The 24,766-nt window shown below is 53.7% G+C and carries 28 protein-coding genes; 24 read left to right on the top strand and 4 right to left on the bottom strand.

All coding sequences use genetic code 11. The features are described 5' to 3' along the window. The first annotated feature begins 5 nt into the window (after positions 1-5). The 18 genes from Q9R35_RS04625 to Q9R35_RS04540 are packed head-to-tail and all read left to right on the top strand — an operon-like array spanning position 6 to position 18,273. A complete protein-coding gene (locus Q9R35_RS04625) occupies positions 6-797 on the top strand; it encodes a transglycosylase SLT domain-containing protein (RefSeq protein ID WP_262479192.1) in 792 nt (263 codons plus the stop codon). Further along, positions 787-1,338, top strand: coding sequence for a PFL_4695 family integrating conjugative element protein (locus tag Q9R35_RS04620; protein WP_045931319.1), 552 nt, complete (start codon positions 787-789; stop codon positions 1,336-1,338). Before Q9R35_RS04625 ends, Q9R35_RS04620 begins: the two co-directional genes overlap by 11 nt. After that, on the top strand, positions 1,328-3,592 hold the full coding sequence (traD, locus tag Q9R35_RS04615; RefSeq protein WP_311219423.1) for a type IV conjugative transfer system coupling protein TraD: 2,265 nt from the start codon (positions 1,328-1,330) through the stop codon (positions 3,590-3,592). The genes Q9R35_RS04620 and traD overlap by 11 nt, the downstream gene beginning before the upstream one ends. Further along, the gene (locus Q9R35_RS04610) at positions 3,589-4,371 is read left to right on the top strand and encodes a TIGR03747 family integrating conjugative element membrane protein (protein ID WP_311219422.1); all 783 of its coding nucleotides are present in this window, start codon (positions 3,589-3,591) and stop codon (positions 4,369-4,371) included. The genes traD and Q9R35_RS04610 overlap by 4 nt, the downstream gene beginning before the upstream one ends. A gap of 40 nt (positions 4,372-4,411) precedes the next feature. Continuing rightward, positions 4,412-4,738 carry an RAQPRD family integrative conjugative element protein gene (locus tag Q9R35_RS04605; protein ID WP_003799953.1) on the top strand — a complete coding sequence of 109 codons (327 nt, stop codon included), beginning with the start codon at positions 4,412-4,414 and terminating at the stop codon, positions 4,736-4,738. A 22-nt stretch (positions 4,739-4,760) separates the two neighbouring features. Further along, a complete protein-coding gene (locus tag Q9R35_RS04600; RefSeq protein ID WP_045931317.1) occupies positions 4,761-5,012 on the top strand; it encodes a TIGR03758 family integrating conjugative element protein in 252 nt (83 codons plus the stop codon). Positions 5,013-5,057: 45 nt separating this feature from the next. Next, positions 5,058-5,468, top strand: coding sequence for a DUF2976 domain-containing protein (locus Q9R35_RS04595; protein WP_081045521.1), 411 nt, complete (start codon positions 5,058-5,060; stop codon positions 5,466-5,468). A 15-nt stretch (positions 5,469-5,483) separates the two neighbouring features. Next, the gene (locus Q9R35_RS04590) at positions 5,484-6,023 is read left to right on the top strand and encodes a TIGR03750 family conjugal transfer protein (protein ID WP_311219421.1); all 540 of its coding nucleotides are present in this window, start codon (positions 5,484-5,486) and stop codon (positions 6,021-6,023) included. Continuing rightward, on the top strand, positions 6,020-6,820 hold the full coding sequence (locus Q9R35_RS04585; RefSeq protein WP_080584946.1) for a PFL_4703 family integrating conjugative element protein: 801 nt from the start codon (positions 6,020-6,022) through the stop codon (positions 6,818-6,820). Before Q9R35_RS04590 ends, Q9R35_RS04585 begins: the two co-directional genes overlap by 4 nt. Before the next feature lie 11 nt (positions 6,821-6,831). Then, entirely contained in the window at positions 6,832-7,992 is a 1,161-nt protein-coding gene (locus Q9R35_RS04580) for a TIGR03749 family integrating conjugative element protein (protein ID WP_219234819.1), read from the top strand. Between the two features lie 15 nt (positions 7,993-8,007). After that, a complete protein-coding gene (locus Q9R35_RS04575; RefSeq protein ID WP_311219420.1) occupies positions 8,008-9,582 on the top strand; it encodes a TIGR03752 family integrating conjugative element protein in 1,575 nt (524 codons plus the stop codon). After that, positions 9,569-10,078 (top strand): TIGR03751 family conjugal transfer lipoprotein, encoded by a 510-nt coding sequence (locus Q9R35_RS04570; protein ID WP_045931315.1) that lies wholly within the window; start codon positions 9,569-9,571, stop codon positions 10,076-10,078. The genes Q9R35_RS04575 and Q9R35_RS04570 overlap by 14 nt, the downstream gene beginning before the upstream one ends. Continuing rightward, complete coding sequence (locus tag Q9R35_RS04565) at positions 10,068-12,989, top strand: conjugative transfer ATPase (protein WP_311219419.1); 2,922 nt, start codon at positions 10,068-10,070, stop codon at positions 12,987-12,989. The genes Q9R35_RS04570 and Q9R35_RS04565 overlap by 11 nt, the downstream gene beginning before the upstream one ends. Further along, positions 12,986-13,465 carry a TIGR03757 family integrating conjugative element protein gene (locus Q9R35_RS04560; protein ID WP_311219418.1) on the top strand — a complete coding sequence of 160 codons (480 nt, stop codon included), beginning with the start codon at positions 12,986-12,988 and terminating at the stop codon, positions 13,463-13,465. The genes Q9R35_RS04565 and Q9R35_RS04560 overlap by 4 nt, the downstream gene beginning before the upstream one ends. Before the next feature lie 9 nt (positions 13,466-13,474). After that, positions 13,475-14,821, top strand: coding sequence for a TraU family protein (locus Q9R35_RS04555; protein ID WP_026482545.1), 1,347 nt, complete (start codon positions 13,475-13,477; stop codon positions 14,819-14,821). 19 nt (positions 14,822-14,840) lie between these two features. After that, positions 14,841-16,232 (top strand): integrating conjugative element protein, encoded by a 1,392-nt coding sequence (locus Q9R35_RS04550; protein ID WP_003799934.1) that lies wholly within the window; start codon positions 14,841-14,843, stop codon positions 16,230-16,232. Continuing rightward, a complete protein-coding gene (locus Q9R35_RS04545) occupies positions 16,229-16,630 on the top strand; it encodes a hypothetical protein (protein WP_026482544.1) in 402 nt (133 codons plus the stop codon). Before Q9R35_RS04550 ends, Q9R35_RS04545 begins: the two co-directional genes overlap by 4 nt. Before the next feature lie 14 nt (positions 16,631-16,644). Beyond that, entirely contained in the window at positions 16,645-18,273 is a 1,629-nt protein-coding gene (locus tag Q9R35_RS04540; RefSeq protein WP_311219417.1) for a conjugal transfer protein TraG N-terminal domain-containing protein, read from the top strand. Between the two features lie 165 nt (positions 18,274-18,438). Here the strand turns inward: Q9R35_RS04540 and Q9R35_RS04535 are convergent, their stop codons facing one another. The 4 genes from Q9R35_RS04535 to Q9R35_RS04520 form a co-directional block, all read right to left on the bottom strand. After that, the gene (locus Q9R35_RS04535) at positions 18,439-18,960 is read right to left on the bottom strand and encodes a hypothetical protein (protein ID WP_311219416.1); all 522 of its coding nucleotides are present in this window, start codon (positions 18,958-18,960) and stop codon (positions 18,439-18,441) included. Positions 18,961-19,321: 361 nt separating this feature from the next. Then, positions 19,322-19,648 carry a type II toxin-antitoxin system PemK/MazF family toxin gene (locus Q9R35_RS04530; RefSeq protein WP_022983158.1) on the bottom strand — a complete coding sequence of 109 codons (327 nt, stop codon included), beginning with the start codon at positions 19,646-19,648 and terminating at the stop codon, positions 19,322-19,324. Further along, positions 19,645-19,797 (bottom strand): antitoxin MazE-like protein, encoded by a 153-nt coding sequence (locus tag Q9R35_RS04525; RefSeq protein ID WP_311219415.1) that lies wholly within the window; start codon positions 19,795-19,797, stop codon positions 19,645-19,647. Before Q9R35_RS04525 ends, Q9R35_RS04530 begins: the two co-directional genes overlap by 4 nt. Before the next feature lie 234 nt (positions 19,798-20,031). Next, positions 20,032-20,403, bottom strand: coding sequence for a hypothetical protein (locus Q9R35_RS04520; protein ID WP_311219414.1), 372 nt, complete (start codon positions 20,401-20,403; stop codon positions 20,032-20,034). Positions 20,404-20,556: 153 nt separating this feature from the next. Between Q9R35_RS04520 and Q9R35_RS04515 the strand changes: the two genes are divergently transcribed. The 6 genes from Q9R35_RS04515 (at position 20,557) to Q9R35_RS04490 (ending at position 24,661) form a co-directional block, all read left to right on the top strand. Next, on the top strand, positions 20,557-21,363 hold the full coding sequence (locus tag Q9R35_RS04515; protein WP_311219457.1) for a SprT-like domain-containing protein: 807 nt from the start codon (positions 20,557-20,559) through the stop codon (positions 21,361-21,363). Between the two features lie 92 nt (positions 21,364-21,455). Next, positions 21,456-21,944 (top strand): PH domain-containing protein, encoded by a 489-nt coding sequence (locus Q9R35_RS04510; protein ID WP_311219413.1) that lies wholly within the window; start codon positions 21,456-21,458, stop codon positions 21,942-21,944. 21 nt (positions 21,945-21,965) lie between these two features. Beyond that, the gene (locus Q9R35_RS04505) at positions 21,966-22,724 is read left to right on the top strand and encodes a DsbC family protein (protein WP_311219412.1); all 759 of its coding nucleotides are present in this window, start codon (positions 21,966-21,968) and stop codon (positions 22,722-22,724) included. Positions 22,725-22,736: 12 nt separating this feature from the next. After that, positions 22,737-23,336 (top strand): hypothetical protein, encoded by a 600-nt coding sequence (locus Q9R35_RS04500; protein WP_311219411.1) that lies wholly within the window; start codon positions 22,737-22,739, stop codon positions 23,334-23,336. Between the two features lie 11 nt (positions 23,337-23,347). Further along, positions 23,348-24,238: a hypothetical protein gene (locus Q9R35_RS04495; protein WP_311219410.1), complete on the top strand. Its 891-nt coding sequence runs from the start codon at positions 23,348-23,350 to the stop codon at positions 24,236-24,238. Positions 24,239-24,340: 102 nt separating this feature from the next. Further along, positions 24,341-24,661 carry an H-NS family nucleoid-associated regulatory protein gene (locus Q9R35_RS04490; protein WP_045931302.1) on the top strand — a complete coding sequence of 107 codons (321 nt, stop codon included), beginning with the start codon at positions 24,341-24,343 and terminating at the stop codon, positions 24,659-24,661. Positions 24,662-24,766 lie beyond the last annotated feature (105 nt).

Raw genomic sequence — 24,766 nt, 5'->3', positions numbered from 1 at the left:
CCCCCATGCACCGCCGACAGTTTCTTGGCGCCCTCACGGCACTGACGGCCAGTGGCGTCATGACGCGCTCGTGGGCAATGGCTGCACCTGCGCAATCGGAGCTGGCGCAGCCTGAAGGCCTGGACCCGCAATGGTGGCCATATTGGTCAGATACGGCTGTGCGCATTGAGCCCAAGATCACACCCCAGGAGCAGACGACTATCCCCCACGGCTATGTTCGTCAGATGCCTCGCACACGCACCCGTCCTGGTGCGCCGATCGTGACGGCATCCTTGTTGCCACCCCGCGCTTATGACTGGGCGGGACAGCGCTGGAACATAGATCCGTGGCTGCTTTACGGCGTGGCACTGCAAGAGTCGCAAATGAAATTTGGTCGGCAGACGCTGCCCTACCCTTGGACTCTGTGCGTCAGAGGTGCTGCTAAGCGCTATGGCTCCTATGAGGCCACCCTCATGGCCTTGCGCAAGTATGTGGATGTCAGAGGTATCCGCAATGTGGATTGCGGTGCGATGCAGGTGAACTGGGGCTACCACAACGACAAGCTCCAAAGCTTTGAACGTGCTCTGGATCCCTACCCCAATCTCGATGTAGGTGCACAAATTCTGCGTGAACACTTTGACCGCAACAGTTCCTGGCGTTTGGCGGTCGCTCTCTATCACACGGGCTCCAGAAATACGCAAGAACGAATCAGCCGCGGCAATCGCTATAGCCGTGGCGTTTTCAATAAATTAGCCAACCTGGGCTTAGATGCGTCGGAACTGGCCACTTCAACCGGTTGGAGGCGATATGCACCGTAATCTCGCCCTCGCCTTCTTTGCAGCGACCACACTGATCTCCAGCTCGGTCAACGCTCAGACTGCACCGGTCGTCCTGGACGATTCGGTTCCGGCTGTTTCCTATTATTCGGCCTTAATTTCAGGTGCAGACCAACCTGGTGTTGGTGCCGGCATCCAGTTTCCGCTGACGTCGAACTTGCTACAACCTGGCGTGCTCAAACCATCGGCTGTTCCAGTATTTAACCCAAAATGGATGACCCAAACATTAGCCATTGTGGGTGACGACAAAGGCTCAGAAGAATGGCTCAAGCTCCATTTGGAACGCCTGCTTTCTCTGCAGGCCACTGTCATTGTGGTATCCGCAGCCAGTGAAAAACGCTTTAAAGACATCCAGCGACAAGCCAACGCATTGCCAATCGTCCCTGATCCCGGCCACTGGTTACAGAGCCGTCTTGCCGCAGCGCATGTGACTGTCTATCCCGTGCTGATTGGCTTGGACGGTCAAGCGCGACAGATCATCTTCTCAGAAGGTTTTGAGCGAGGTGAAGCGCATGAAAAATAACGCCGTCTTGGAAGCGTTACTGCGTCCGCCTGTCGAGATCTGGAGTGCGGCAACGGCCTGGTCCGTCACGGCCACGGCTGCCCTGGCGCCTTGGGCACTGATGATGCCTCCTTCTCTGGGCTACGTCGCCGCCGCAGGGTCGGGGTACTTCGGCGGGGTCCGCTTTAAGCAAGCGATGCGGATCAAGCGTTATCACCATCACCTGAAATACTACAAAGTCACGAAAATTGCTCCCGCCAAAATCCCCGTTGCACTAGGCGAGTTTTACCTGGGCGAAGGGTTCGAGTGGTCGCAAGCGCACACACAACGTAAACGTGAAGCCTTGCAACCGCAGGCCAAGCGTTTTGTACGTCCATCGGGCAAAGAGCTGGCTCTACGTAGCCTGGGTTTAAAAGCCATCGAGCAAGCGCAAGGCAAAGGCCCGGTTAAACCCATTGTTCAAGCCATTGCAGGAATTGCGGGCATTGATCATTGGCTCAACCCATTGCAACCTCACCCAGATTTAGGTGGCTCACCCATCGTGCATGGCGTGGGCAGCATGGACGAAGCCCCCGTCAAGATTCGCCAATCTTCTCGCAATGGACACATGCTGGTCATGGGCACCACGCGCGTGGGCAAGACCAGGCTGCTGGAGTTATTTGCCACCCAGGACATTCATGCTGGGCACGTCACTATCGTGATCGATCCCAAAGGGGATGCCGATCTGATGCTGCGTATGTATGCAGAATGCGCACGCGCAGGCCGCCTGGACCAGTTCTACATGTTCCATCTTGGCTATCCCGAGATCTCGGCCAGGTACAACGGCATTGGCAACTTCTCGCGCATCACTGAGGTAGCCACCCGTGCCACCAACGCCTTGCCCAGCAGCGGAAACTCCGCCGCTTTTAAAGAGTTCTCCTGGCGTTTTACCAATATTGTGGCTCAGGCCCAGGTTGCGCTGGGTCGTGTCCCGACCTATGAAGCCTTGCTCAAAGATGTGACCGGCATTGATGGTCTGTTCATGGACTATGCCCGCATGGTGTTTGGCCAACAAGCCCGTCAAGGCCGTCTGATCGACTGGGAAGTAAGGCTGGCCAGCCTTGAGCTCGCGCTGCAGGATCGCAAAACCGCCCCGCCGGTGCCAAGAGCCTTGGCCGATCGACAGCCCGAATTTGTAGCAATGTTTTTGCTCATCAAAGAGGCCAAGATCAACGATACGGTCCTCGCAGGACTGGCAGCGGCCTTTAGCTATGAGCGTAGCTTCTACGAGAAGATCATCGCGTCCTTGGGGCCATTCCTAGAGAAACTGACCACCGGCGCGGTGGGCAAACTGATCTCACCAGACTACTACGACCAAAGCGATAAGCGTCCCATCTTCGACTGGATGAGCGTCATCCGGCAGGGAGGCGTGGTCTACGTAGGCTTAGATGCCCTCTCTGATTCCGTGGTCAGCTCTGCGGTCGGTAATTCCATGCTGGCCGACTTGGTCAGTGTGGGCGGCAAACTCTACAAGACCGGACTGGACCCTCATGCCCCAGACGGAAAAATCGTGTTGCCGACCATTTGTGCGCACTTTGACGAGGTCAATGAGATTGCAGGCCCTGAATTTGTGCCCATGGTGAACAAGCTGGGGGGCTCGGGCTTTCGGATCACCGCGTACACACAGTCAGCATTTGATATTGAGGCCAAAGTCGGAGATAAGGCCAAAGCGGGCCAGATCCTGGACAACTTTAATCACCTGGTCATGCTGCGCGTGCGTAGTGTCACTACGGCCAAGCTGCTGACGGACCAGGTTCCCGAAGTCGAGGTGGTCCATCTCACGCCAATGTCAGGCGTCACAGACACCGCCGCCCAAGGCACCGGCGTCGATTTCATCAGTCGCAACGATGATATCTGGACCAAAACCAAGGTCCCTATGATTGAACCAGCCGATGTGCTGGAACTACCGCAAGGCCAAGCCTTTGCGCTACTTGAAGGCAATCGACGCTTCAAGATCCGAATCCCATTGGCTGATGCAAGAAACGACGAATTTGTACCGCAGTCTTTGCAAAACGTCGCCGCGCAAATGAAGGCCCGCTACCGGACTTCCGAGCAATGGGCCAGTGAAACCGACTGGTTCACTGAAAACTGGCTCAATAGCCAGCCAATCGCCGATGGCACGGGCATGATCGCCACTGATCTGGCGGTGCAGGATCCTGACCCCGATGACGACACTCAAAGCAACAGCGCGATAAACACTGACACGATGGGCCTGATCACAAGGGGGCACGGATGAGTACCAACTCGACCAGCCGCCCTGTTAAGCCCACCACTCGCGGCCCCATTTTGATGACCTTTGAGATGGTCATGGGTTTGCTTATGGTCTCTGTCTCAGCGTGTGTACTGGGATTGTTCATAGAACTGGCCGGCATTCATACGATTTGGAAGGACCAGGGCACAGGCCATGCTCGCTCTATCGTGGAACAGGACCTGAGCTATATCGAGGCTGCCCCAAAGAGCCTGATTATTCCCAATACAGTGGCCTTCTCAAACAAGATGCTCGGCTACATCTCATGGCCTTACGAGAAATTCGGAATCTTGCAGTGGTATGCCGACAGTCACGACCCTGTCATGGCACGTCAACGCGCAATGCGCAGAGCACAAGAGGCAGCGGCAAATGACAACAGCCTCTCATCTAGGCTCAAAACGATAGGCGCTGATGCCAGCCAATTTATCAGCACGGTGCTTGTGCTGTCCATGTACGTCGCGATGGACGTGGCGCTTCGGCTGTCGATTGCCCTTTACGCACTACCGGCCTTCGTTCTTGCGTGCCTTGTCGGTGCAGTCGATGGCTTGGTTCGGCGTGACTTGCGCCGGTGGAGCGGCGGCCGTGAGTCCTCCTTTGTATATCACCACGCTAAGCGATACACCGCCTGGGCGCTGACTGGCGGATTCGGACTGTATTTGACTTGGCCCTTCGGTGGCTTCAACCCCGCTTACATGGTTCTGATTTTCACCGCGCTGGTTGCTGCAACGCTCAGCACCACAGTGGCTTCCCTCAAAAAGTATATGTAGCGCCTCTCGCTCACATCACGACATTGGAGAAACGACAGAAATGAAACCACAGCAATCTGGCCCCTCAGAACGTAAGACTCATCGCGCCTGGGCAGCCGCGCTCATGCTCGTCGCATGCGCCACCGTTCAGGCTGGTGATGCCGATAGTGAGCGCGAAAGTCTGGCACGAATTGAAAACGAGCTGGCCGTCGTACAGCAGATGGTGGCCGCGGCCTCTCGTGATGCCCCTCCATCTCAACGTGTCAATTTTCGATATGAGTGGTTGATCAATGATCTGGACGTGATGCGTCGGGGAATTCAACAACACCTTAATGCCCCTATGCAGCCGCGCCCGGTCGAGCCACTGCGAGGCGACTACCGCCAATGACGCAGCTTCAGGAGTTCTCCTTATGGGCATGAACAATGCACAGCTGGGTTCGAGCATGAGAGAGGCGTTTGCAGCGGGCTCTGGTGTTGACCCAAACGCCATGAAAGTCGTGCTGACGATCATCACGGTTGCGATTGTGGTTCTGTTCTTTGCCTGGCTAGTGATGACCGCCCTGGATAACTACCGGGAGGGCCAACTCAAGCAGGAAGAGGTGGTCTGGGCCTGCGTCAAATTAGTTGTGCTGTTGTCCTTAATCCTGTGGGTGTTGGTTTGACGCTCACAGGACTTCTTAACACATCAAACCATACGGAGTTTAGCTATGACCACACTGAACGCTCTGTTGGCGGCACCCCGAGCGGGGTGGCAAAAAGCCAAGCGTCACTTCGCGCAAGCCGCTTTGATCCCTGCTGTAGCGTTACTTTCGTCACCTGCCAGGGCGGCTTTGCCCACAATGCCGACACCGGGTTCTGGCATTGACGGGGCTCAAGTTGCCGATGGCGATTGGCTTGGAGCGATGGGCGCTTACTGGAAACAGGGCATCACTATTCTGGCCATGATCTTTGTCGGCTACTTTTTCCTGAAAGTCGTCATGGGTGCGATCACGAAGTGGAACCAATACACCCGCGGTCAAGCTGATATCAGTGACCTGAAAGAGTACGTGATTACTGGTGGCGTGTTGGCCATTGCACTCGTTGCCATGGCAACGTATGCCATCGCCACGCTCGGGTAAAGGGGAAAAGTCGATATGGCTCGCAAGCCCTCTGCCCCACACCTTGAACAGCTAGATGAGCAAGTTACCCAGGGCATCGCTACGCCGATAACCGATCGCGTGAATGTTCAACCAGCCATTCTGAACGGTATGACGGTCGATGAAGCACAAATCATCGGTCTGATCTCCGTCGTGGTGTGTCTGCTGCTGGGCTTGGTACTGCTGGCCATAACCGGCTTCTGGCAAACACTTTTGGCCATCATGCTATTTGGACCATTAGTCATTTTGTGGTTTGCCTCTAAATACCTGGCGGGACTTAAGCGCAACCGTCCTGACGGCTATTACAACCAGGCTATGCACCACTGGATGGCCTCTCGTGGGTGGGTGAAAGCCAAATTCATCCGCCACAACGGTTATTGGAGCTTGGGCCGGACCTTGCCCTTTAGCTTGTCCACTTCATTCAACCCTAAACCGTCCCGTCAGAACGTTGTTTCTACGGGCGAAACGGCCATCCCCTCTTCTTGCGCTGCTCAAGGTGTGACATCGATAGCGGATAAAGCGAGCAACAACGTATGAGTTCAAAATATTTAAACGCCCTGGCCACTGTTCAGGCGACAAATAAAAGACTGGGCGCACTTGTTTTAGTTGTCGCCGCTCTTGGGGCTGTGGGTATGTACTTTGCTGCCCGCACACCGCATCGAATCGACGTCAATTTGCACCCCAACATTCAAGGCGGGGATGTCGTCACCGTGACCGACGGCCAGTCGCCGGTCCCTGACGTCAATGTGTATGGCTTTGCCTACTACATCTGGCAGCAGGTCAACCGCTGGCAAGCCGACGGGTACAAGGACTACGGCAAGCAAATCTACTACTACCAGGCCTACATCACCCCGTCTTGTCGCGCTCAGCTAGAGAACGACATGAACACAAGAGATAGAGCCGGTGAGTTGCGATCACGCACACGCATCATGACCGAGATTCCAGGGTTTGGGTTTTCACCCAGACGAGTCATTTCGCAAGGCACCAACACCTGGACAGTACTGCTCGACATGCAATTGCAAGAGACATTTCGCGGTCAACAAATCAAAGACATCTACATACGGTATCCGATGCGTGTCGTGCGATATGACGTTGACCCCGAGAAAAACCCCTGGAAGCTGGCCATTGACTGCTATGGCAACAACCGCCCTGCCCGCCTGAATCCTGACGAAGTCGCCGCAGTCCAGAAGAACAACCAAAGTCCCGAGCTGCCAACTGAGTCAGAAATCGTGCCCGCCACATTGCCCGGCACGATCACCGACCCGGCAACCAACGTGACCGACCCCGCTCCGACACCTATCCAGGTGCGACCCGTCCAACCTCAAAGCGAGTGAGATTGTCATCCATGAAAGCCATTCTTAGCATTCGCAAAACAGCTCTGGCCTGCGCTCTTTTGGGGCTGGCCCAGTACGCACAGGCACAAGTGCGAGACTTGGGGCCAAACTTGGAGAGCGTACCAGCAGATCTTATTGCTCCAGCCCCTGACAGCGTCAACTCAAGTGTCAATGTGGGTTCTGCAACAAACGCAGCAGTGAATAACGCGCCCGATCTGGGAGAGATTCCCAATCTTGGCTCCTCACCCTCTAACGCTGAGTATCAAAACCCTAGCGTCAATGTGATGGGTGACCAAGCTATGGTGGTGAGCACTGTGGATGCGGCCATTCAACAGGCCAAGGATAATCAGGACGAAAGCGGCACGACCATCCGCAAACCGCCACAAAACAAACCGCATGGCGTCGAGCGAGCCGTGTTTAATCGAGCTCCAGTACGTGCGCCACTGCCTGTGGGCATCGAACGCATGATTACTTTGCCTGCGCCTGCCGCCCTGCATGTGCCATCGGATATGTCCAAGATTGCCCGAATCGAAGTCATTGATCGCACGATGTACATCACGGCCCTCCAGCAGTTCACACCCGTGCGAATCATTGCAGAGCTCATTGATTCTGGGCAGCAAATTCCCTTCGATCTGGTTGCCGACAGCACAACAGCCAGTGCCCGTAGCGAACTTCAGGTTTTTGTCGTTGCTTCATCATCGCCTGGTACAGAGGGGATCGGAGGTGATGGTCCCGCCTCCCAAGCGGCAGCGCAAGCGACCAGCATGGCGAATGCACACACATTGAGCCAGCAAATGGCGGAATCGGCACCGACAGATATGGTCCAGCTCACCCGCTACGCCGCACGCCAGCTTTATGCCCCAAAGCGGCTTGCCACGCCATTCTCTGGTGTGCAGCAGGTCGAAGTCACTGCTGAGCCAATTGCCAACCTAATACGCGGCGTCAATGTTGTATCCACCCCCGTCGGTCAATGGCGTTCTGGCCAGCTCTATGTGACAGCCGTTCTCATCAAGAACCGGTCACATAACCCCTTGGAGATTCCACTTGAGCAAGTGCGCGGCCAATGGATTGCAGCCACCGCGCAGCACGGTCGAATTGGCCCAGCCGGTTCCGAGACGGACACCACCGCCATTTATCTGGTGTGCCAGCGCCGATTTGAAGCCTGCCGGTAATAAAGGAACAACAGCATGAGCAGCACGTCCAGCAACAAACTGATCCCCATCCTCGGTGGTGTCGCCGTCTTAATAGTCAGCGTGGTGATATACAGGCAATTTACGGGTTCAGGAGAATCTACCAACTCGGTATTGACCTCCATTCCTACACCTGAAAGTGCCACACTGCCTACCGCGCAAGGAGCGGACAACGACAACGCCGCCGAAACCCTACGCACCGTCACCGCCAGCAATGAACAGTTGCGGCGTGATGTGGCACGCGTGATCGAGATGAACAATCAACTCATCGCTGAGAATAAGCGCATGGGAGGCGCTAATGCGACGGTCTCGCGTCGAATCGAACAAGAACAGCGCGACACACTCAACCTTGACGGACCTCGGACGGACTCGATCGATCCAACTGGCGATGAGACAAGCGCCAAAAGCGCTGTCAACCTAACGTTGCAGCGTGGCTCCGAAGCAGTCGATACGTTTTCACGCGCCTTTCAACTGTCACCGGCCCGCTCTGAGACCGAAGCAGCCAATCGAGCTGCTCAGATGCGAACGACTCCCCTGGTCCCACAACAATCATTTTCCCTGGGAACAGAATCGCCCACTCCGACTGTTACCTCATCAGGGCCATACCGTGTTTTACCTCCCATGGGGTATAGCGCGGTAACGCAGTCCGAGCAGGGCCGCAATGGCAATGACGGACCAGCCATTACGCGCTATGTCCGCACCAGTGGCAATCAGGCCTATGCCAATAGCTCCATGGGCCCTGTGTCCAGGCCCACCGCCACACAAACACGGTCAGCACCACAAGCCGCCAAGCCTGAACCGATTCCGTACTTTACTGTTCCCGAGAACTCGACACTGGTCGGCGCAGTATCGATGACCAGTCTCATCGGACGTGTGCCCATTGATGGCCGTGTCACTGACCCGATGCAGTTTAAAGCGATTGTCGGCCGCGACAACCTGGCAGCCAATGGCTTTGAACTACCAGCAGACATTGAGGGGATGATCGTCACCGGTGTGGCAATCGGCGATATGGCGCTGTCGTGCTCAGAAGGAAAAGTGCGCTCGGTCACCTTTGTCTTTAATGACGGCACGGTTCGCACCATCTCTGAGCGCTCCAAAGGCGGGGGGAATGCCAACGTCAATGGCGGCGGTAGCACCCAGGACCTGGGCTACATCTCTGACGTACACGGCAATCCCTGCATTCCCGGCAAATTCGTCACCAATGCCCCGGCCTATCTGGCCGACCTGGCCATGCTCAAGGGGCTGGATGTCGCCGCACAAGCTTACTCCGATGCCCAGCGCACCGTCTCCAACAATCTGGGCACGGGCAATACCACCTCTCAAATCACCGGCTCACGCAGTGGCTACGCCATGGGGCAAGCGGCCTCTGGCGCAACCAATGAGATCGTCGCATGGATGACCTCCCGTTTGAAGAATAGCTTCGACGCCGTTGTAACCCCGGCTGGCAAGCAAATAGTTATTCACCTGGATAAAGAACTGCAAATTGACAAGATGCCCAACGCCCGCAAGCTGGTGTACCGCCAGCAAGGGACGCAGCAGCTTTCTCGTGGAGCACATTATGGTCTGGAATAAAACTGCCCAACGCCTGGCGCTGACTCTAATAACCACCGCCATGTTCAGCGGTTGCACCGTCATGATGGATCGCGAATCCCCACTTAATGAGGTCACTAAGGATTCGCCAACGGTGCTGGACGTCTACCGGGGTACTGATTATCGAAACGAAGCGACTCGTCAGTCGCGCATTACCCCCCAGGAGCGGATGCGTGAGCGCACTCAGGCTAGACCGATTAATCCAGGTGATGAGTTAACCCAGCGATATTGGTCAGCTGTTGATTCCATGAACCAGCGATTCGCTCGGCTGCCCAACCCTGACCTGGTAATGGTGGTGTTTCCTCACTTGGCCAAGGGCCAGTATCCGGTTCCTGGCTACGTGACCGTCTTCCCGATGTATGACCAGACACAGTATGCGCTACCTGGTGAAGTCACCCAAGATCTGCTGCAGTGGCGAGGTGACTACTTTGAGGCTAAATCCAGCGCCAAGAAAAAGGGAGGCGCAGATGATCGCTAATGTGGCCAGCTTGCTCGGATTCACGCGTCAACGTGCAGCGCAACCAGGCAGTAAGCGCGCTCCTCAAGTCACCGCAAAGGCATCGTCTCCTGGCCAGACCGTTGCAGATCGTCGACGCATGGCCCTACGGCCACCGTCGTTTACCGACATGCTGCCCTATATCAGCTATGCCCCTGATGAGCGCATTTTCGTGTTGCGTGATGGCAATACGCTCGGTGCACTGTTTGAGCTCTCTCCGATTGCGACCGAGGCCATGCCTATCGAAATTCTGAATGAACACGCCCAGAAGATTCAGGAGGCCTTGCAAGCCATGCCATCGGTCAACGGCGCACCGTGGATTGCTCAGTTTTTTGTCAATGATGACCGTAACCTGGATCATCTTAATGACACTTTTACCGACTATATCCTGGAGCAACACAAGGACGATGGCCTGGGCCAGGAGATCCTGAACTCGCCGTTTACCCAGGCGGTATTGGATGAGGTGCGCTCGCATCTGTCGAATGTCTCGCAACCCAATGGCCTGTTCACCGATACGCTTGTCACTGGTCAAGTCTGGCGCGGGCAGATCCGCCGTGTCCGTTGTTGCCTGTATCGTCGATTTGGCGGTGCAGCCGATGACCCACAAACGCCGGTGCAGCAAATCGAGTCGGTGGCCAACACCATCATGGCCACGTTTTCCGAAGCCGGTGTGGCCGTTCGCCGCTGCACCGGCAAGGACCTCTATGAGTGGCTACTGCCGTTTTTTAACCGCGATCTGCCCTGGGCGCCTGGCACACAAATGATGCGTGAATTACCCTATCCCGGCGACTCCCCGTTGACCGATGACGAGGGCACGCCCATTTTTGGATGGGACTTGTCAGAGCTATTGAGCATCAATGAGCCCCGCTCGAACCTGGAACAGGGATTGTTTGAGTTTGATGGCGTACCCGTCAAGGCGTTGACCCTGCAAAATATGCGTAAGCAACCTGAGATTGGTCATTTCACGGCGGAGCTGGCCAACGGTAAAGAGCGATTTGCACGGTTTGACCGTCTACCTCCTGGCTCGATGCTCTCGGTCTCCATCACGATTGCGCCGCAGCACATCGTCGAGTCACAAATTGAGCGGATCCGTGATGCCTCACGCGCTAAGACGGCGCAGGCCATCGAAACATACCGGGAATGCTCCAACGTTTTGAATGAAATAGTTCGGGGCAACCACCTGTTTCCAATGATGGTGACCCTGTACGCGACCGCCACCAGCACGGATGAACTCGATAGCAACATCAACACAATTAATGCGCTGTTGATCCCATCAGGCCTGAAGTTCATCAGTAATCAGCATGACCTGGTCCCGCTGGACACATTCATGCGTGCTCTGCCGTTTAACTATGACCCCGCCTTCGATAACCAGGTACTTCGTCGATCCCGTCTGACCTTCGCCTCCCATATTGCGCGTCTCTTACCGCTGTATGGCCGTGCCCGTGGCACACCCCACCCTGGCATGTGGTTCTGGAATCGCGGCGGGGAACCCTTGTTTGTGGATCCGCTCAACAAACGCGATCGTAAAAAGAACGCCCATATGTTGGTGCTGGGTCCGACCGGAGCCGGTAAATCGGCCACCTTGAACTACATCGCCATGATGACGATGGCCATTCATCGGCCACGGCTGGTGATTGTCGATGCCGGGAACTCCTTCGGCCTTTTGGTGGATTTTTTTAAAGACAGAGGGTTATCAACATACAAAGTAGAACTGAACAGTAGTGCAAAAGTGTCATTGCCACCGTTCGTCCATGCGTACCAGCTACTTGATGATAGTGAGGTCATGGAGAGTTTTGTGGCCGCAGAGCAGCAGGCACGAAGCAACGCAGGCCTGCCCGATGACGAGCTGCTCAATGCCCTGCTTGGCCAAGATGATGAGCCGTCGACTGCCGACGTGTCTTTTCATGAAACGTTCCAGGCCAGGGAAGAGGACGAAGAGCAGGACGACGAGCTGGATAAAAGAGACTTACTTGGCGAGATGCTGATTGCCGCGATCCTGATGATCACAGGCGGTGAAGCGGACGAAGTCGCACAGATGAGTCGAGCCGACCGGTACTTGGTATCACGCGCCATCATCATGGCCGCGATCAGTTGCAAAGAACGGGGAGCCAAGCACCCGTTGACGCAAGATGTGGCCCTGCAGCTCATGCACATGAATAAAGACCAGACTATGTCACCGGCGCGGCGGGCCCGCGCCGAAGAAATGGGCCAGTCCATGATGACATTCACTCAGGCACTGCGAGGCAAGTTATTCAATCGCGAGGGCCAGGACTGGCCTGATGCAGATGTCACTCTAGTTGAGATGGGTACGCTCACTCAAGACGGCTATGAAGACGCCTTGGCAGTTGCATACACAAGCCTCATCGACTCCGTACAGTCCCGTGCCGAGCTGAACCAACACTCTGGTCGCCCGATGGTGTTCCTTACGGACGAGGGTCACTTGATCACCACCAATGAGCTGCTTGGCCCCAAGATAGCCAAGGGCACCAAAATGTGGCGCAAATTCAATACCTGGTTCTGGCTTGCCACACAAAACCTGAAAGACTTCCCCGACTCCATGGAGCGCGTGCTCTCGATGTGTGAGTACTGGATGCTGCTGACCATGGACAAAGCGGAGATTGAAGAGGTGGTGCGGTTTCGGTCGCTCACCAACGAGCAGCGAGCCATGATGGAATCCGCCCAAAAGGAGCCCCCGAAATACACGGAAGGGGTTCTGATCTCTGCGACCGGCCAGATGCTCTTTCGCAACGTCCCTCCAGCTCTCCCGATTGCATTGGCCATGACTGAGGGCCATGAGAAAGCACACCGACGTCGCCTCATGGAAAAGCATGGGATCAACGAAATGGGGGCTGCTCAAATGGTGGCACAAGAGCTGGCGCGGAGTCGTTCATGACTAAGACACGCTCATTTTTCATCGCCGCCTCTCGTCTTACAGCTCGCATGGTAGTGATGTCTGCACTTTCTGCAGTTGTTACACCATCGTTTGCACAACAGTTTGGCCAGGATCTGTATACAGGCGTCATGACCGTAGAGGTGTTTGCCAATACCGCGATGCCAGTCACCCCGACTACGTCTCCTCACTATGCTCTTTCCATCTATCGCTTGGATGCAATGAATAATCTCGAAGCTCAGATGAATGAAGGTATGCCACAAGACGAAGCAGAAGCACGTCTATGGGTTGCCAACAATGAAGCCCGCTTGCGACAAATGATCCAACCCATGGTCGCGAGTGCCGTTAACGGCCTGGCACGCGCACAGCGTTATCAGATTGACCGATTACCAGCGGTGGTCATCAACCAGCGCTATGTAGTCTTTGGCTATGTCGACGTTGATCAGGCACTGATGGCCTGGCGTGATAGCCAAAATTAAGGAGCGCTCATGTCAATCACTACTTTGCGCTTTCGGCACATGCTGGCGATTAGTTTGCTGGTGCTGGCAACCGCACTGCGGCCTGTTCCAGCAACAGCTGCCACAACCACGGCGGGCGTCGTCACCAATACGGTCGCAGCATTACCCAGTTGCACATCCTATCAGGTCAAAGGCATTTGCGTCTGGCTGGTTTGCATCCCGCTCATTGGCTGCTTCATCCGGACGTCGGTTCGGGTTGCACATTACGTGCCCGATGTCGTGATCAGCACCTACAACGATCCTCTGGCTCACCCTTGGGCTGAGGTGGGTAAGCCATTGGCGACAGCTATATCCTCAGTGGGATCAGCCGTAGTCGGCGCCCCGATCGACGCATCAGCAGGAACACAGCGCGAAGGCACAGAGGTGACTACCTATAAAAGTGCGGACGCCATTGGTAACCCCGCAGGCTTGATTGCCAGCATCGCCAGCGGCTACATCCCCAGCTTTGGCAGTTCATTCCAGTTTCCGGGCTATAGCGAATTGTTGGCCTTCACTCGCACAGAACTGCCTCGTATCGCGCAGTCTTGGCGGCAAGTCCCCCAACAGCTAGGCAACGAATTCATCGAAGCAGCCCGTGCCATGGCCAATGCACCAGCAGACATTATTTCCTCCGTCTCTGCATTTCCGGCAAAACTTGGCGAGCTGAGCTCATCAATTGGAAATTTAGGCAATGTCTTTGGTGGAAGCGTCAGCACCCAAGCCATTGGCTTGTCCGGCGTCGATATGGTGGGTGCAGATCTTGGGCCAATCAGAGACATGGTGCAGATCGCTCAGCGCCTGGGTGCCTCCGGTGGGCTATCTGAAATGTTCTGCCCCGGCTCAGCGTCGGTGTTCAATCTGCATTTTCAGTCAGACATGGACGCGATGAGCTGGCGAGGGTTTTGGCCGCTAGAGATGCTCTACCCCCAATCATGGGTGCCTGGTACAGGGGAAGTAAGCACCTCGCCCCTTTCCACTACCTGGGGGCCTATATACCCACGTAACGGCGAGCTTGTGCAGTCACACCCAGTAAAGGCCTCCGCCGTGCTGGCCACGCGTGTCGGAAGCATCATCTCGCAATCGGCACAGCCCCACATTTACAAGCGTCTGCAACCCGGTAGTGGCTACAAGTACTTCCCCACCTCCAAGCCCACTACCTGGCAGATGATCTATCCGAGCGCTCAACGGTCCTGCATGACCTTTGGTGCAGATGACTCAATGAGCCTGGCCAGCTTTGGCGATTACAAAACCGATGGTGCCGATGGCTATATGTGGAATATGTGGAACCACTATGACTGCTGCCGCATCCGTGGTGAGTTTTTATACAGCATCCCTTAAGCGAAGGACGAGAATATCTATGCAACAACCACAACGCCCGTTCACACTGCGCTTGAAACCAGCCGCCATGATGCTGGCTCTTGCGTTGACCTCCATGAGCGTGATGCCCGACGCCTACGCGCAACCCGTACGCGGCTCTTCGCTGTATTACCGAATGGGAGGCGGCTCGCCCGGCGGCTCTGCAAATTATCGCGGCCAGGTCGCTCACAACTTAGGCTTTGGAGGAAATGCTCGACTGAACTATTCATGTGGCAAGTTTGATATAGGCCTATCTTGGGCCAACATCATGAACAACCTCAACAATCTGGGCCAGACGGTGACTGGGGCGATTCAATCTGGTATCGCTGCCCTCCCCTTGTACGTCTTGCAACGCGCACAGCCAGGCCTGTATCAGATTTTTCAAAACTATTCGCAAAAGGTGGATCTCCTGCTCGGGGCCAGCCTTAAATCCTGCGAAGAGATGGAGGCCATGGTCAAAGCGGGGCAGAACCCCTATGAGGATTGGATCAAGATGGCCAAAGGTGAAGGCTGGAAGATCAAGGCCTCCGCGCAAGGTGATATTTACCAGGCAAAAATCGACATTGAGAAGAATGAAGAGGCCAATAAAGCCGGGGTGCCATGGGTCTTTGGCCAAAATGCCGGGGGTGTAGGAGGCCGACCTATTGAGCCGGTGCGAGATCTCTCTGTGGCAGGCTATAACGCTACCCTCAACAAACCAATCACAGCATCAGAGACCACGGACTACAGTAACTCACCTGCCGAGAAAAACTCTCGCCTGGTTCGTGCGTTTAAATCACCGGCAGAACTTGCCCAATGGACAACCGAAGTCCTTGGGGATCAGAAGGTCTATACCTGCGGCCAGCATCACTGCCCCGCCCCAACCACGGTCGTCACCTCCAGCGGCCTGGGGCCCAAATATGAAGCCGAAGTCGATTTCGTCCAGCCTAAGCTAGAGGCAATGGCCAACCCATCGAACTCGGCCACTTATGCCGATCTCGCAGAAATCTCAGCTCCTGGCTTTGCCGTGTCTCCTCAGTTGCTTGACTCCTTACGAGCAATGCCGCCTGACACCCGCAGCATCGCTGTGAACCGCATTGCTCAGGAAATGGCGATGCACCGGGTGATCAATAAAGCACTGGTGGCGCGTAGCGTGTTGATGACAGGTCTGACCTTACCGGAGGTTACGGCCGCAGGAGATGCAATCCAAAACACCCAGGCTTCGGTCGATCGCTTAAGTGGCTACATTGACGACTTGATGTATGAGGCTCGGATCCGCAAGGATCTGACGTCCCAGACGGCATTGTCGATCATCAACACCCAGTCCGCCATTGACACACAATCACTGAACGTACCGGGTGGCAACCCTGTTGATCCTGCCCCAGCAGTGGGTGGACGGGTGCCTGGACTATGACACAAGTCTCTCTCACCAAAAAACGCAGCTGGCTGTGGCGAGCACTGATATGGCTCGCCATCGGTTTGGCCGGATTTCTCCTGCTCATTGGGCTGCTCGGCGCACTAGCGCAGTCGTTTATCGGACAGGAACATAAACTTCTGAGCCTTCTTGAGAGGACATCGTCAGTACGAGATATTGGAGCAATCGCGCAATGTCTGGCAGCACTACTCATTATTTGGCGCTGGCCAGCCGTCGTGCGCTGGCTCCAGGCCAGACATATTGTTCAAGGATTCGAATATGACGCCGTGCTGGCCAGCCGCCGGAAGGTGGCGGCATTTGCCACGCTGTACTTAGTTTTGATTCCGATTGGCCTTGACCGCATCTGGCGCTGGGTGACAGCGCTCATTGCGGCTTAGCTGGGGAATACGCCATGCAACTAGACAGTTATCTTGAGCTCTTCACCACTTTCTACGGATGGGCGTTTGCCAATATCTTTGGCGAGATCGTGACCGGCATCGGCTTGGTCGTCATCCCTTTTCTGGTGGTAATCATCAATGCCTGGCGCGAAGCTGGCCAGCGGGGAATGCAAGACATCGGCGTTATGGGTGTCATCAAAAGCGTACAGACGCAGCTCATCGTCATGCTGTTTGTGATGTCTGTTTGCTTTTTCACATCGCCCATCACAAGCCTAACGTATGCGCGCTTGTCGTACATGCCCCCTCCTTCGATTGATAACCCTAACCCTGTAGAGGCAACGCCTGGAGCCAGTGGCAGCACCTACGATACGGCACTACGCGATGCTATTGATGGGAGCATGAGCCAGGCCAGCGGGCTGAGCAACGTGCCCCTATGGTGGTATTCCATCATGTCCATCAGCTCTGGGATCAACAATGCCTTTCGCAATGGCATGAATAATTCTGGATCTGATATGCGGGTTCTGGAGGATATGGCCAAGAATGCCACAATCGAAGACCCCGCCTTGCTCGGTGATGTGCAACGCTTCTATAGCGAATGCTTTATCCCGGCACGCAGTCAGTATTTGCGCAGCGATCGCAGCAGAATCAGTGCATCAGGTGCCTCGATCTTGGCAGAATCCAATACCGACTATGGGCCTACCGATGTGGATTGGATGGGCAGCCAGTTTTTCAGAACTGAGCCTGGGTATTACGCCTCCATGCGCAGTCGTGCTCCAGTAACTGGTTTTGCGATCGATTACTCCCGCGATACGGAGTACTACGACCCATCGAGCGACGTGGACCCACAAGTTACCGGTGCCGTAAACCCAGAGTTTGGACGCCCAACCTGCAAGCAATGGTGGGAGGATCAGCTACGAGAAAAGCTGATCGATGGCAGCCCAGGTGTTCGAGCGTTCGCATCCAGAGCGGCGAACGTTCTCACCTTTACGTCGTTCGACAAACAAAAGGATGAAGTGGCTCGTTTGGCGTCAACCGCCGCCAATCCAGTCTTTGTTGATTTCGACCAGGTAATGGGCTCCCCTTATGACGCGGCCACAATCGCAGGTCGAACAATAACGGGGGCTGGCAGCACAATCGGTGTTGGTGGGGCAGCTTTCATGGCCAGCATGGCATGGATGCCATTAGTGACCTCTTTACCCATGATCCAAGCACTGGTCCTCATGGGTATCTACGCGTTTCTTCCTTTGGCCACCTTGGTCAGCGGCTTCAGTCTTCGCGTCTTGTTCTTAGGTGCCATGGCCATTCTTACTATCAAGATGTGGGCGTCGATGTGGTACATCGCCACCTGGATCGACGGCCACCTAATCAATGCTATGTACCCTGGCGCTCTGGGCAATATATTTGTCCAAGAAGCCATGATGATCGGTAAAGGAGCTATTCCGGCTGGCTACAAGAGAATGGTACTGAACACGATATTATTGTCGTTGTATGTCGGTCTACCGATCATTTGGTCGTCGATGATGGCGTGGGCCGGATTCAAAGTTGCAGGGGGTATTGATACCATGATGCGTAACGATGGTAATGCTGCAGCTAGTTCTGGTCGTCCCCCATTATTAGGAAAATTTTTTGGGGGAAAGAAATAAAGGCTTATTGCAGACTAAGAAAACGTTCTGGAAAACATACCTATAGCTCTACAAAAGTTATATGAAGCCTAGGGCACCGCCTGAGTTGAGCTTAGTTCAGATATTCATTGCCATGTATGGTTGGCTCAGTCGTATTATCTTGGAAAGCCCGCTTGCGGCGTGCCGCTACATTGTCTGGACATGTATGGCGGGTTGCTCTGGAGACTTGTGGATCCAAAATTCAATCTCCAACAAATTATCCAATTGCTCTTTAACTTCTAGAACCAGCTGCAAAGTCTTTTCTGCTTCATATCCATATATCAAGTAAATGGCGCGTTCGTACCGAACTTTATCTCTAAACAGCGAAAGGTTTATTAAGTCTTTATTTATGCCTTTAGGCTTGGCTTCTGACGATTTAACTTCGATAGCTGCGTGGTTTCCACTCATGCATCCAGGTCTGTGAACAAGAAAATCCGGCTTCACCTGGGCAGCACCAAGTTTACGTAAAATTGGGTGTGCTGCTTTATCGATTTCACCATTCAAACAAAACTCGGTGGTTTTCGGCCACAGAAGCCTCATCTGATGATATAGCTCATAACAATATACGCGCTCACGGTATATAGGATCGCCTCCACATATCTGGAGCTGAAAGTAGTCCTTCTGAATTGAGGCTGTTGCGCGTGTGATTATGTTAGAAAGTTCACTCATCAGTTTTCGTTCATAGCCTGGTAACGATTACTGCCTGACATGTTTATTGAAACCCTATGGCGTTTCCTGTCTTACAGCAACGATTATTTTTGATCTAATTGAAGAGCAACACCTAACTTTTATCAGAATCACTCTCCTGCCAACCCCAGTCAAGGTCATAATTAGGGTGGAGCCGATTAAGACCGTCAGAAACCTCTGGTCCGGCAGCCGCATCCCGAGGGCTATTTGAGTTCACCAGTAACAAAATAAAATCGATAGCGAGCACCACCCCTATCCATGCCACTCGTGCAAGAAAAATACTTCCATGTCGTGCTAGTTTCAGAGCGTACTTCATTTACCTTAGCCCTCCTCACACCCAGTATTACTTAGCGATTCCCAAGAAAACAGCAAGGCATCGTTCAATTTCCACCAGTGTATCAGCACTAACAGATCCAAAGGCTTGGCCAATCTTATCCCGTTTAACGGTCAATGCCTTATCGATCATAATTTGTGATGGTTTTTGTAGACCATTTTCTGGGTCTGGCTGAATGCTAATGCGCAATAAGGGCGCATTCACTATTGTGCTGGTCACTGGAAGTACAGTGACCGAGGAATGGGCAGCAAATAAATCTGCTTGAATAACCAACGCAGGCCGTGGTTTTCCAAAATCCCCTTGCATTGCAACAGTAACTAGATCCCCACGTCTCATTCTGTCCAACCATCCAGGTCAGCCAGAGCCTCATCCATAAAATGTTCTGTATCCACATCGGTCTTGTCTGCCTTGGCTACCCGCAGCGCCTGGCGGCGGCATTCCGCCGCAAAATCAGGCCGACGTGTATCAGGCACCCAAAGCTGCACTGGGCGCAATCCTGCTTGCCGGAGGGAATCCCGGTGCTTCTGAACTCTCGCGTTTACATTTGCCATCTTGTCCTCCATAACTATGCACTTATAGTACGGCCATTACCCGTTACATGCAACATGCAACATGCTTCGACAGTTGTATGCAACGCCAAGACAAGACTCCTTGAGTTCGTGATCGATAGCCCAGCATCCCCCGCTCAAGCCGAAACAGCCATCAATTACATCAACCCATCAACGGAGCTTGCTTCGTGCCTGGTGGTTCCGCTCTTGCATCACCTGCATTACTTCCTCATGGGTGTACAACCTGGCATTGGGATCACTGACTTCACCCAGAGCTTCTTCAACCTCGCGGGCCATCCGCTCGTATTCCTCCGGCCATAGCACCTGCTCCATGCACAGCGACGCCTGCCCCAGCAAGTGCAGCAGGCCGAACAACCGCATGTCGTTGGTCGCGACGATATGATCCCGAATCCGTTCCTGTATTGCTACGCTGGCTTGGTGTGCCGCAGGCGTGGCCGTCCCTTCGTAGTCGGTTGGGAATTCCGTTTCCTCAGCAATCCGTGCCCAAATGCTGGCCAGGGCCTCAATGTTGGATGGACTCATTTCATTCCATATAGACTTAAAAAAAACTGCAATTTCAGGAGCACGAGATCTCACGCGGTGACTAGTTTAACTGTCTCCAACCTCAAATTCGGCCAATGCTTTGACGCCAAATGTAGTGTATTGTGCAATACAAATTCATACCTTAAGACCGCCATGAACATGAAAACGGCACCGACCCATCAAACATATACCGAGCTGCAACAAGCCTACGATCATTTTAATACCGCCCTATTCGACGGAGGGTTGCCCAACTGTCTGATTACCTTGCAACGAGAGAAACGCTCAATGGGCTATTTCTCAAGCCAGCGATTTGTAGATGCTCAAGGCACCTATACAGACGAAATAGCGATGAACCCGGCCTACTTTGCCGTCGTGCCCTTGATCGAAACTATGCAGACTTTGGTACATGAAATGTGCCATCTCTGGCAATTCCATTTCGGCAAGCCTGGGCGTGGCAGGTATCACAATGAAGAGTGGGCCTCGAAGATGGAAGCGATTGGACTGATGCCCTCTTCGACTGGCCAACCTGGTGGCGCTCGCACTGGCCAACTCATGGCTGATTATGCGATTGAGGATGGTAAATTTGTGAAAGCGTGCGCCGATCTGCTCACCCAGTCATTCTGTCTGACCTGGTACGATCGCTTCTCACATGCCGACGCACCTCGTAGCGCCGCTGAGCGCTTGGACATCTCAGTAGGAGGTGGAGCTCCTCCATATATCGCACTTCCAGCACTCACTCAAGCTTTGGCATCCAATGCCGCCTCCACGAGCAACGCCGCCCAGGGCGGCGAGAGTATGCCGGTAAAACCCACCGGCAATTCAAACCGCTGGAAGTACGTCTGCCCATGCGGCACAAGCGTCTGGGGTAAACCAAAGTTGAAGATTATCTGCGGATCCTGTGAAAGCACATTCACATCGCCGGACGCAGCTCGACTAAGCACCAACAGCGGATCGGCCTAGAATTGATTTAACGGCTTGTCAAGTCGAAACCCTTGGTTATGTGCCCAAGGGTTTGAACAGACACACACTTCATGCGGCCCTACAGTGGCCACATGGACCCATTCGACACTCCTACTCAATTATCACAGGCAGCTGCCAGCCATATTGCGCCTCCTGCATCCACGCGAGAGACAGAACTTATCTGGGCAGGCACTGAAGGCCAGCTCGTCAATGCGGGCTGGTTCATTGTCGCCATCCTGTTTTGCTGGGCAGTCATTCCTGTCCTATGGGCGATATACCGTTATCTTAAAGTTGCCAATCATCGGTATGAGCTAACGAACCAGCGCCTACTGGAATACAGCGGGATCCTCGTCAAACGTGTCGAAACCCTGGAGTTATACCTGGTAAAAGACATCGCCGTTTCCGGCACCCTCTTTCAAGCCCTGTTTGGCCATGGCCGTGTCGTTTTGCAAACCACTGACACCTCGACGCCGACCGTGCACATCAGCGCGATCGCTAGCCCTCAGCACGTCTCCCAACTTATTCGTGACGCGGTCGAACAATGCCGTGTCGCCCGAGGCGTTCGCGCCTTTGATTACTGACAACCAGGATTCTTCCGAACCATGCTTACCTCAACCTATTCCCCTTCTTCTTTGCTGATTCGCCTGGCAGCCAGTTCAAGCCTTAGCCTGGGACTGGCCACAGCGTCCTGGGCTCAAGGCGTACCGTCTGACGTGCAAGCAGCTATTGAGGAACACACTCAAGGTTCTGTCCCCATCGATAGCATCTCAACCACGCCTATTGCCGGCATGTACCAGGTCGTCAGTGGCAACGAGATTTTCTATAGCGACTCAACCGGACGGTACGCATTTGTCGGGGGGGCCCTCATGGACATGAAAGACCGCCGTGACGTGACCGCACCAGCCCTTGAAAAGCTCAACACGATCCCATGGGAATCACTACCGCTGAGTCAAGCCATTGTGCAGGTCCATGGCAACGGGCAACGCAAGATGGCCGTCTTTGAGGATCCGCTCTGCCCCATCTGCCGCGTGTTCACAAAATTCGTCGATCAGCTTGAAAACGTAACGGTCTATCGATTTATCTTTCCCGTTATTGACCCGCAATCAGCCCCCATTGCCCGTAAAGCTTGGTGTTCAACAGACCGAAACACCGCTTGGAACATAGTCATGAATGGTCGAAATATTGATGGCCGTGAGGACTGCGACATTTCTGGTCTGGTGGAGATTTTAAAGTTTGGAGAAGCAAACAATATCGCTAACACACCGACAGTTATATTGGGCAACGGAAAGCGGTTAGTTGGCGCAACACCTCCAGAGCAATTTATTGCAGAATTAGATGCTTCAGAGTTATCAAAAAACTAAGGGAAGATAAAGATGAAGTTTAATAAATTAGCCAGCATCGCAATTTCATTCTCGCTAGTAATTTCTAACCTAGTACAGGCACAAGGCACTAACAGCCAAAGCAATCTACCGCCTGGGCTTAAGTGGGAGCCGATGACGGTGGTCGGTTTTAATACAGGATCTATGGAGCTTCCTCACGCTTCTCGTGCGGAAATGAGTCTTGCTAGAAATATTTGGGAAAAGGAAATTGAATCAACTGGATCTGGCTTAACGCCCGGATCGAAAATGGCGTCTTTCATCTTAATAAAACCGTATTCAGTAAACGGCAGCCAATTCGTTTTTTCAATCTTTAGCTCCGGTTTTTCTAATGGCTGCATTCCTCCCGCCAACGGTCGTGGAATTGAAGATATGTATTCCGTCTGCCCGATGCGCGTGACTCAAATGAATAGCAGCAAGTCCGTATCGAAGGATTTTCCTGAATACTGCCATCTCTATCCTGAGCCAGCTGATAAACCGGGAGAAATCAATCAATCTCAAATTGCTTTCGACCGAAACACGATGACTGCTTATTTTCGCATTATCCAACATGGCAAGCACGTGAAATCGTGCGATAGAACCCTACGAATCCAATAAAAGGCAAAACAGTGATACGCAAGCGATCGATCTCAGGGTGGCTTTTATATACAGCCTCAGCGGTAGCATTCGCAGCAGCACTTGTTACGGCAGCACAAGTGGCGGATGCTGTCCGCAACTCACCCAACGCCAGCCCATGGCTCAAGGCAAATGCGGATGCCGTAGGCCGGTTGGCCATGTTTGAATCGAGTGGGCAGCTTGACATCTATAACGGGTCTTGTTGTACAGGCATCCTGCAGATGAACAAAACCAATATCCGTGAATATGCAAAAACAACCCCTGATGATTTTGCAACTTGGGACTTGCAACGCCAAGTCGATGCTTGGACAAAACTGACCACTGATGCCATGCAAGCACGGGCTCCCAAGACTCTTGCGGGACTGGGAACGTTCGATGGCCGAGAAGTCGATGGTGATATGGTACTGGCATGCGTCCAGCTCGGAATCGGGAATTGCCAGAAAATGATCAACTCAGGCAGTTGTAACGGCTTTGCGGATATCAATGGGACGACCATCTGCAAAATGGCTGACCGAATACGAAATGGCCCGCCTACGGGTAATAACGGCGATCCAGTAGACGACATCATTCGACCAAACCCTGATCAAGGTGGCACCTACCGACCACCCATCGATCCGTGTATCCGTGAAGGTGAAGCCTGCCTGCCTTTAACCGAAAGCCTGGAGCAAGGATTTGCATCTGGATCTGGCGTCAGCATGGGCAATTTAAGAGCGATCATTTTTGCGATATCAACTGCTTTTGTTACCCTTATCTTGATGTCGTTTATTACGGCGCTTTTTCGAAACTACTCAACTGGTTCAATCGAAAAGGTTGAGCTTGTAAGTGGCGTACAGAAAGCCATCATGATCGGAATGTCATTCATTGTTGTGATGTCGTTGTTCTAACTCAAGAAAAAAAGTTAGCCAGGCCGCTGGTGCCTGGCCAACATCCACGTTAGAAAGGCCACCTCTCAGTTTCGCCGGTTGAGAGATAATAAAGAGGAACGCATGAGAAAAGAATTTAATTCCATCACCGAAATAAAAAATGAAATTGCTCGACTACAACGTGATGCCGATAAATTGAAACAGAAAACAAGATCTAAAGTAATCAGCGATATTCTTCGCTCGATGAAGGAGCACGACCTAACACCTGAAGATATTGCCCAGGCGTTTCACAAAAACCCGTTAAAGACGAAAGCAGTATCGAAAATCAGGTATCAGCACCCAGATGGTCATACGTGGACTGGTAGAGGACGCACGCCGACATGGATCAAGCAAATTGAATCGGAAGGCCGTTCCCGTGAAGACTTTGCTGTTAGCAGTAATTGAACTCAAACCTTGATAAATACACAAACCTGCGAAGGAGCCAACTAAAATGGGTACATCCACAGTAATTCTTTTATTTCGATTCTACGGCTTAACATTTGTGGGAGG

Origin of the sequence: Alcaligenes sp. AB3, from assembly GCF_031844565.1 — a bacterium.
Classification (GTDB): domain Bacteria; phylum Pseudomonadota; class Gammaproteobacteria; order Burkholderiales; family Burkholderiaceae_B; genus Alcaligenes; species Alcaligenes faecalis.
Note: the sequence above shows the minus strand (reverse complement) of the source record. Positions and strands in the feature narration are given on the sequence as shown.

Bases quoted from the DNA above. Each gene is read 5' to 3' on its own strand.
- Q9R35_RS04625 (WP_262479192.1), top strand. From the start codon at position 6: ATGCACCGCCGACAGTTTCTTGGCGCCCTCACGGCACTGACGGCCAGT.
- Q9R35_RS04620 (WP_045931319.1), top strand. From the start codon at position 787: ATGCACCGTAATCTCGCCCTCGCCTTCTTTGCAGCGACCACACTGATC.
- traD (WP_311219423.1), top strand. From the start codon at position 1,328: ATGAAAAATAACGCCGTCTTGGAAGCGTTACTGCGTCCGCCTGTCGAG.
- Q9R35_RS04610 (WP_311219422.1), top strand. From the start codon at position 3,589: ATGAGTACCAACTCGACCAGCCGCCCTGTTAAGCCCACCACTCGCGGC.
- Q9R35_RS04605 (WP_003799953.1), top strand. From the start codon at position 4,412: ATGAAACCACAGCAATCTGGCCCCTCAGAACGTAAGACTCATCGCGCC.
- Q9R35_RS04600 (WP_045931317.1), top strand. From the start codon at position 4,761: ATGGGCATGAACAATGCACAGCTGGGTTCGAGCATGAGAGAGGCGTTT.
- Q9R35_RS04595 (WP_081045521.1), top strand. From the start codon at position 5,058: ATGACCACACTGAACGCTCTGTTGGCGGCACCCCGAGCGGGGTGGCAA.
- Q9R35_RS04590 (WP_311219421.1), top strand. From the start codon at position 5,484: ATGGCTCGCAAGCCCTCTGCCCCACACCTTGAACAGCTAGATGAGCAA.
- Q9R35_RS04585 (WP_080584946.1), top strand. From the start codon at position 6,020: ATGAGTTCAAAATATTTAAACGCCCTGGCCACTGTTCAGGCGACAAAT.
- Q9R35_RS04580 (WP_219234819.1), top strand. From the start codon at position 6,832: ATGAAAGCCATTCTTAGCATTCGCAAAACAGCTCTGGCCTGCGCTCTT.
- Q9R35_RS04575 (WP_311219420.1), top strand. From the start codon at position 8,008: ATGAGCAGCACGTCCAGCAACAAACTGATCCCCATCCTCGGTGGTGTC.
- Q9R35_RS04570 (WP_045931315.1), top strand. From the start codon at position 9,569: ATGGTCTGGAATAAAACTGCCCAACGCCTGGCGCTGACTCTAATAACC.
- Q9R35_RS04565 (WP_311219419.1), top strand. From the start codon at position 10,068: ATGATCGCTAATGTGGCCAGCTTGCTCGGATTCACGCGTCAACGTGCA.
- Q9R35_RS04560 (WP_311219418.1), top strand. From the start codon at position 12,986: ATGACTAAGACACGCTCATTTTTCATCGCCGCCTCTCGTCTTACAGCT.
- Q9R35_RS04555 (WP_026482545.1), top strand. From the start codon at position 13,475: ATGTCAATCACTACTTTGCGCTTTCGGCACATGCTGGCGATTAGTTTG.
- Q9R35_RS04550 (WP_003799934.1), top strand. From the start codon at position 14,841: ATGCAACAACCACAACGCCCGTTCACACTGCGCTTGAAACCAGCCGCC.
- Q9R35_RS04545 (WP_026482544.1), top strand. From the start codon at position 16,229: ATGACACAAGTCTCTCTCACCAAAAAACGCAGCTGGCTGTGGCGAGCA.
- Q9R35_RS04540 (WP_311219417.1), top strand. From the start codon at position 16,645: ATGCAACTAGACAGTTATCTTGAGCTCTTCACCACTTTCTACGGATGG.
- Q9R35_RS04535 (WP_311219416.1), bottom strand. From the start codon at position 18,960: ATGAGTGAACTTTCTAACATAATCACACGCGCAACAGCCTCAATTCAG.
- Q9R35_RS04530 (WP_022983158.1), bottom strand. From the start codon at position 19,648: ATGAGACGTGGGGATCTAGTTACTGTTGCAATGCAAGGGGATTTTGGA.
- Q9R35_RS04520 (WP_311219414.1), bottom strand. From the start codon at position 20,403: ATGAGTCCATCCAACATTGAGGCCCTGGCCAGCATTTGGGCACGGATT.
- Q9R35_RS04515 (WP_311219457.1), top strand. From the start codon at position 20,557: ATGAACATGAAAACGGCACCGACCCATCAAACATATACCGAGCTGCAA.
- Q9R35_RS04510 (WP_311219413.1), top strand. From the start codon at position 21,456: ATGGACCCATTCGACACTCCTACTCAATTATCACAGGCAGCTGCCAGC.
- Q9R35_RS04505 (WP_311219412.1), top strand. From the start codon at position 21,966: ATGCTTACCTCAACCTATTCCCCTTCTTCTTTGCTGATTCGCCTGGCA.
- Q9R35_RS04500 (WP_311219411.1), top strand. From the start codon at position 22,737: ATGAAGTTTAATAAATTAGCCAGCATCGCAATTTCATTCTCGCTAGTA.
- Q9R35_RS04490 (WP_045931302.1), top strand. From the start codon at position 24,341: ATGAGAAAAGAATTTAATTCCATCACCGAAATAAAAAATGAAATTGCT.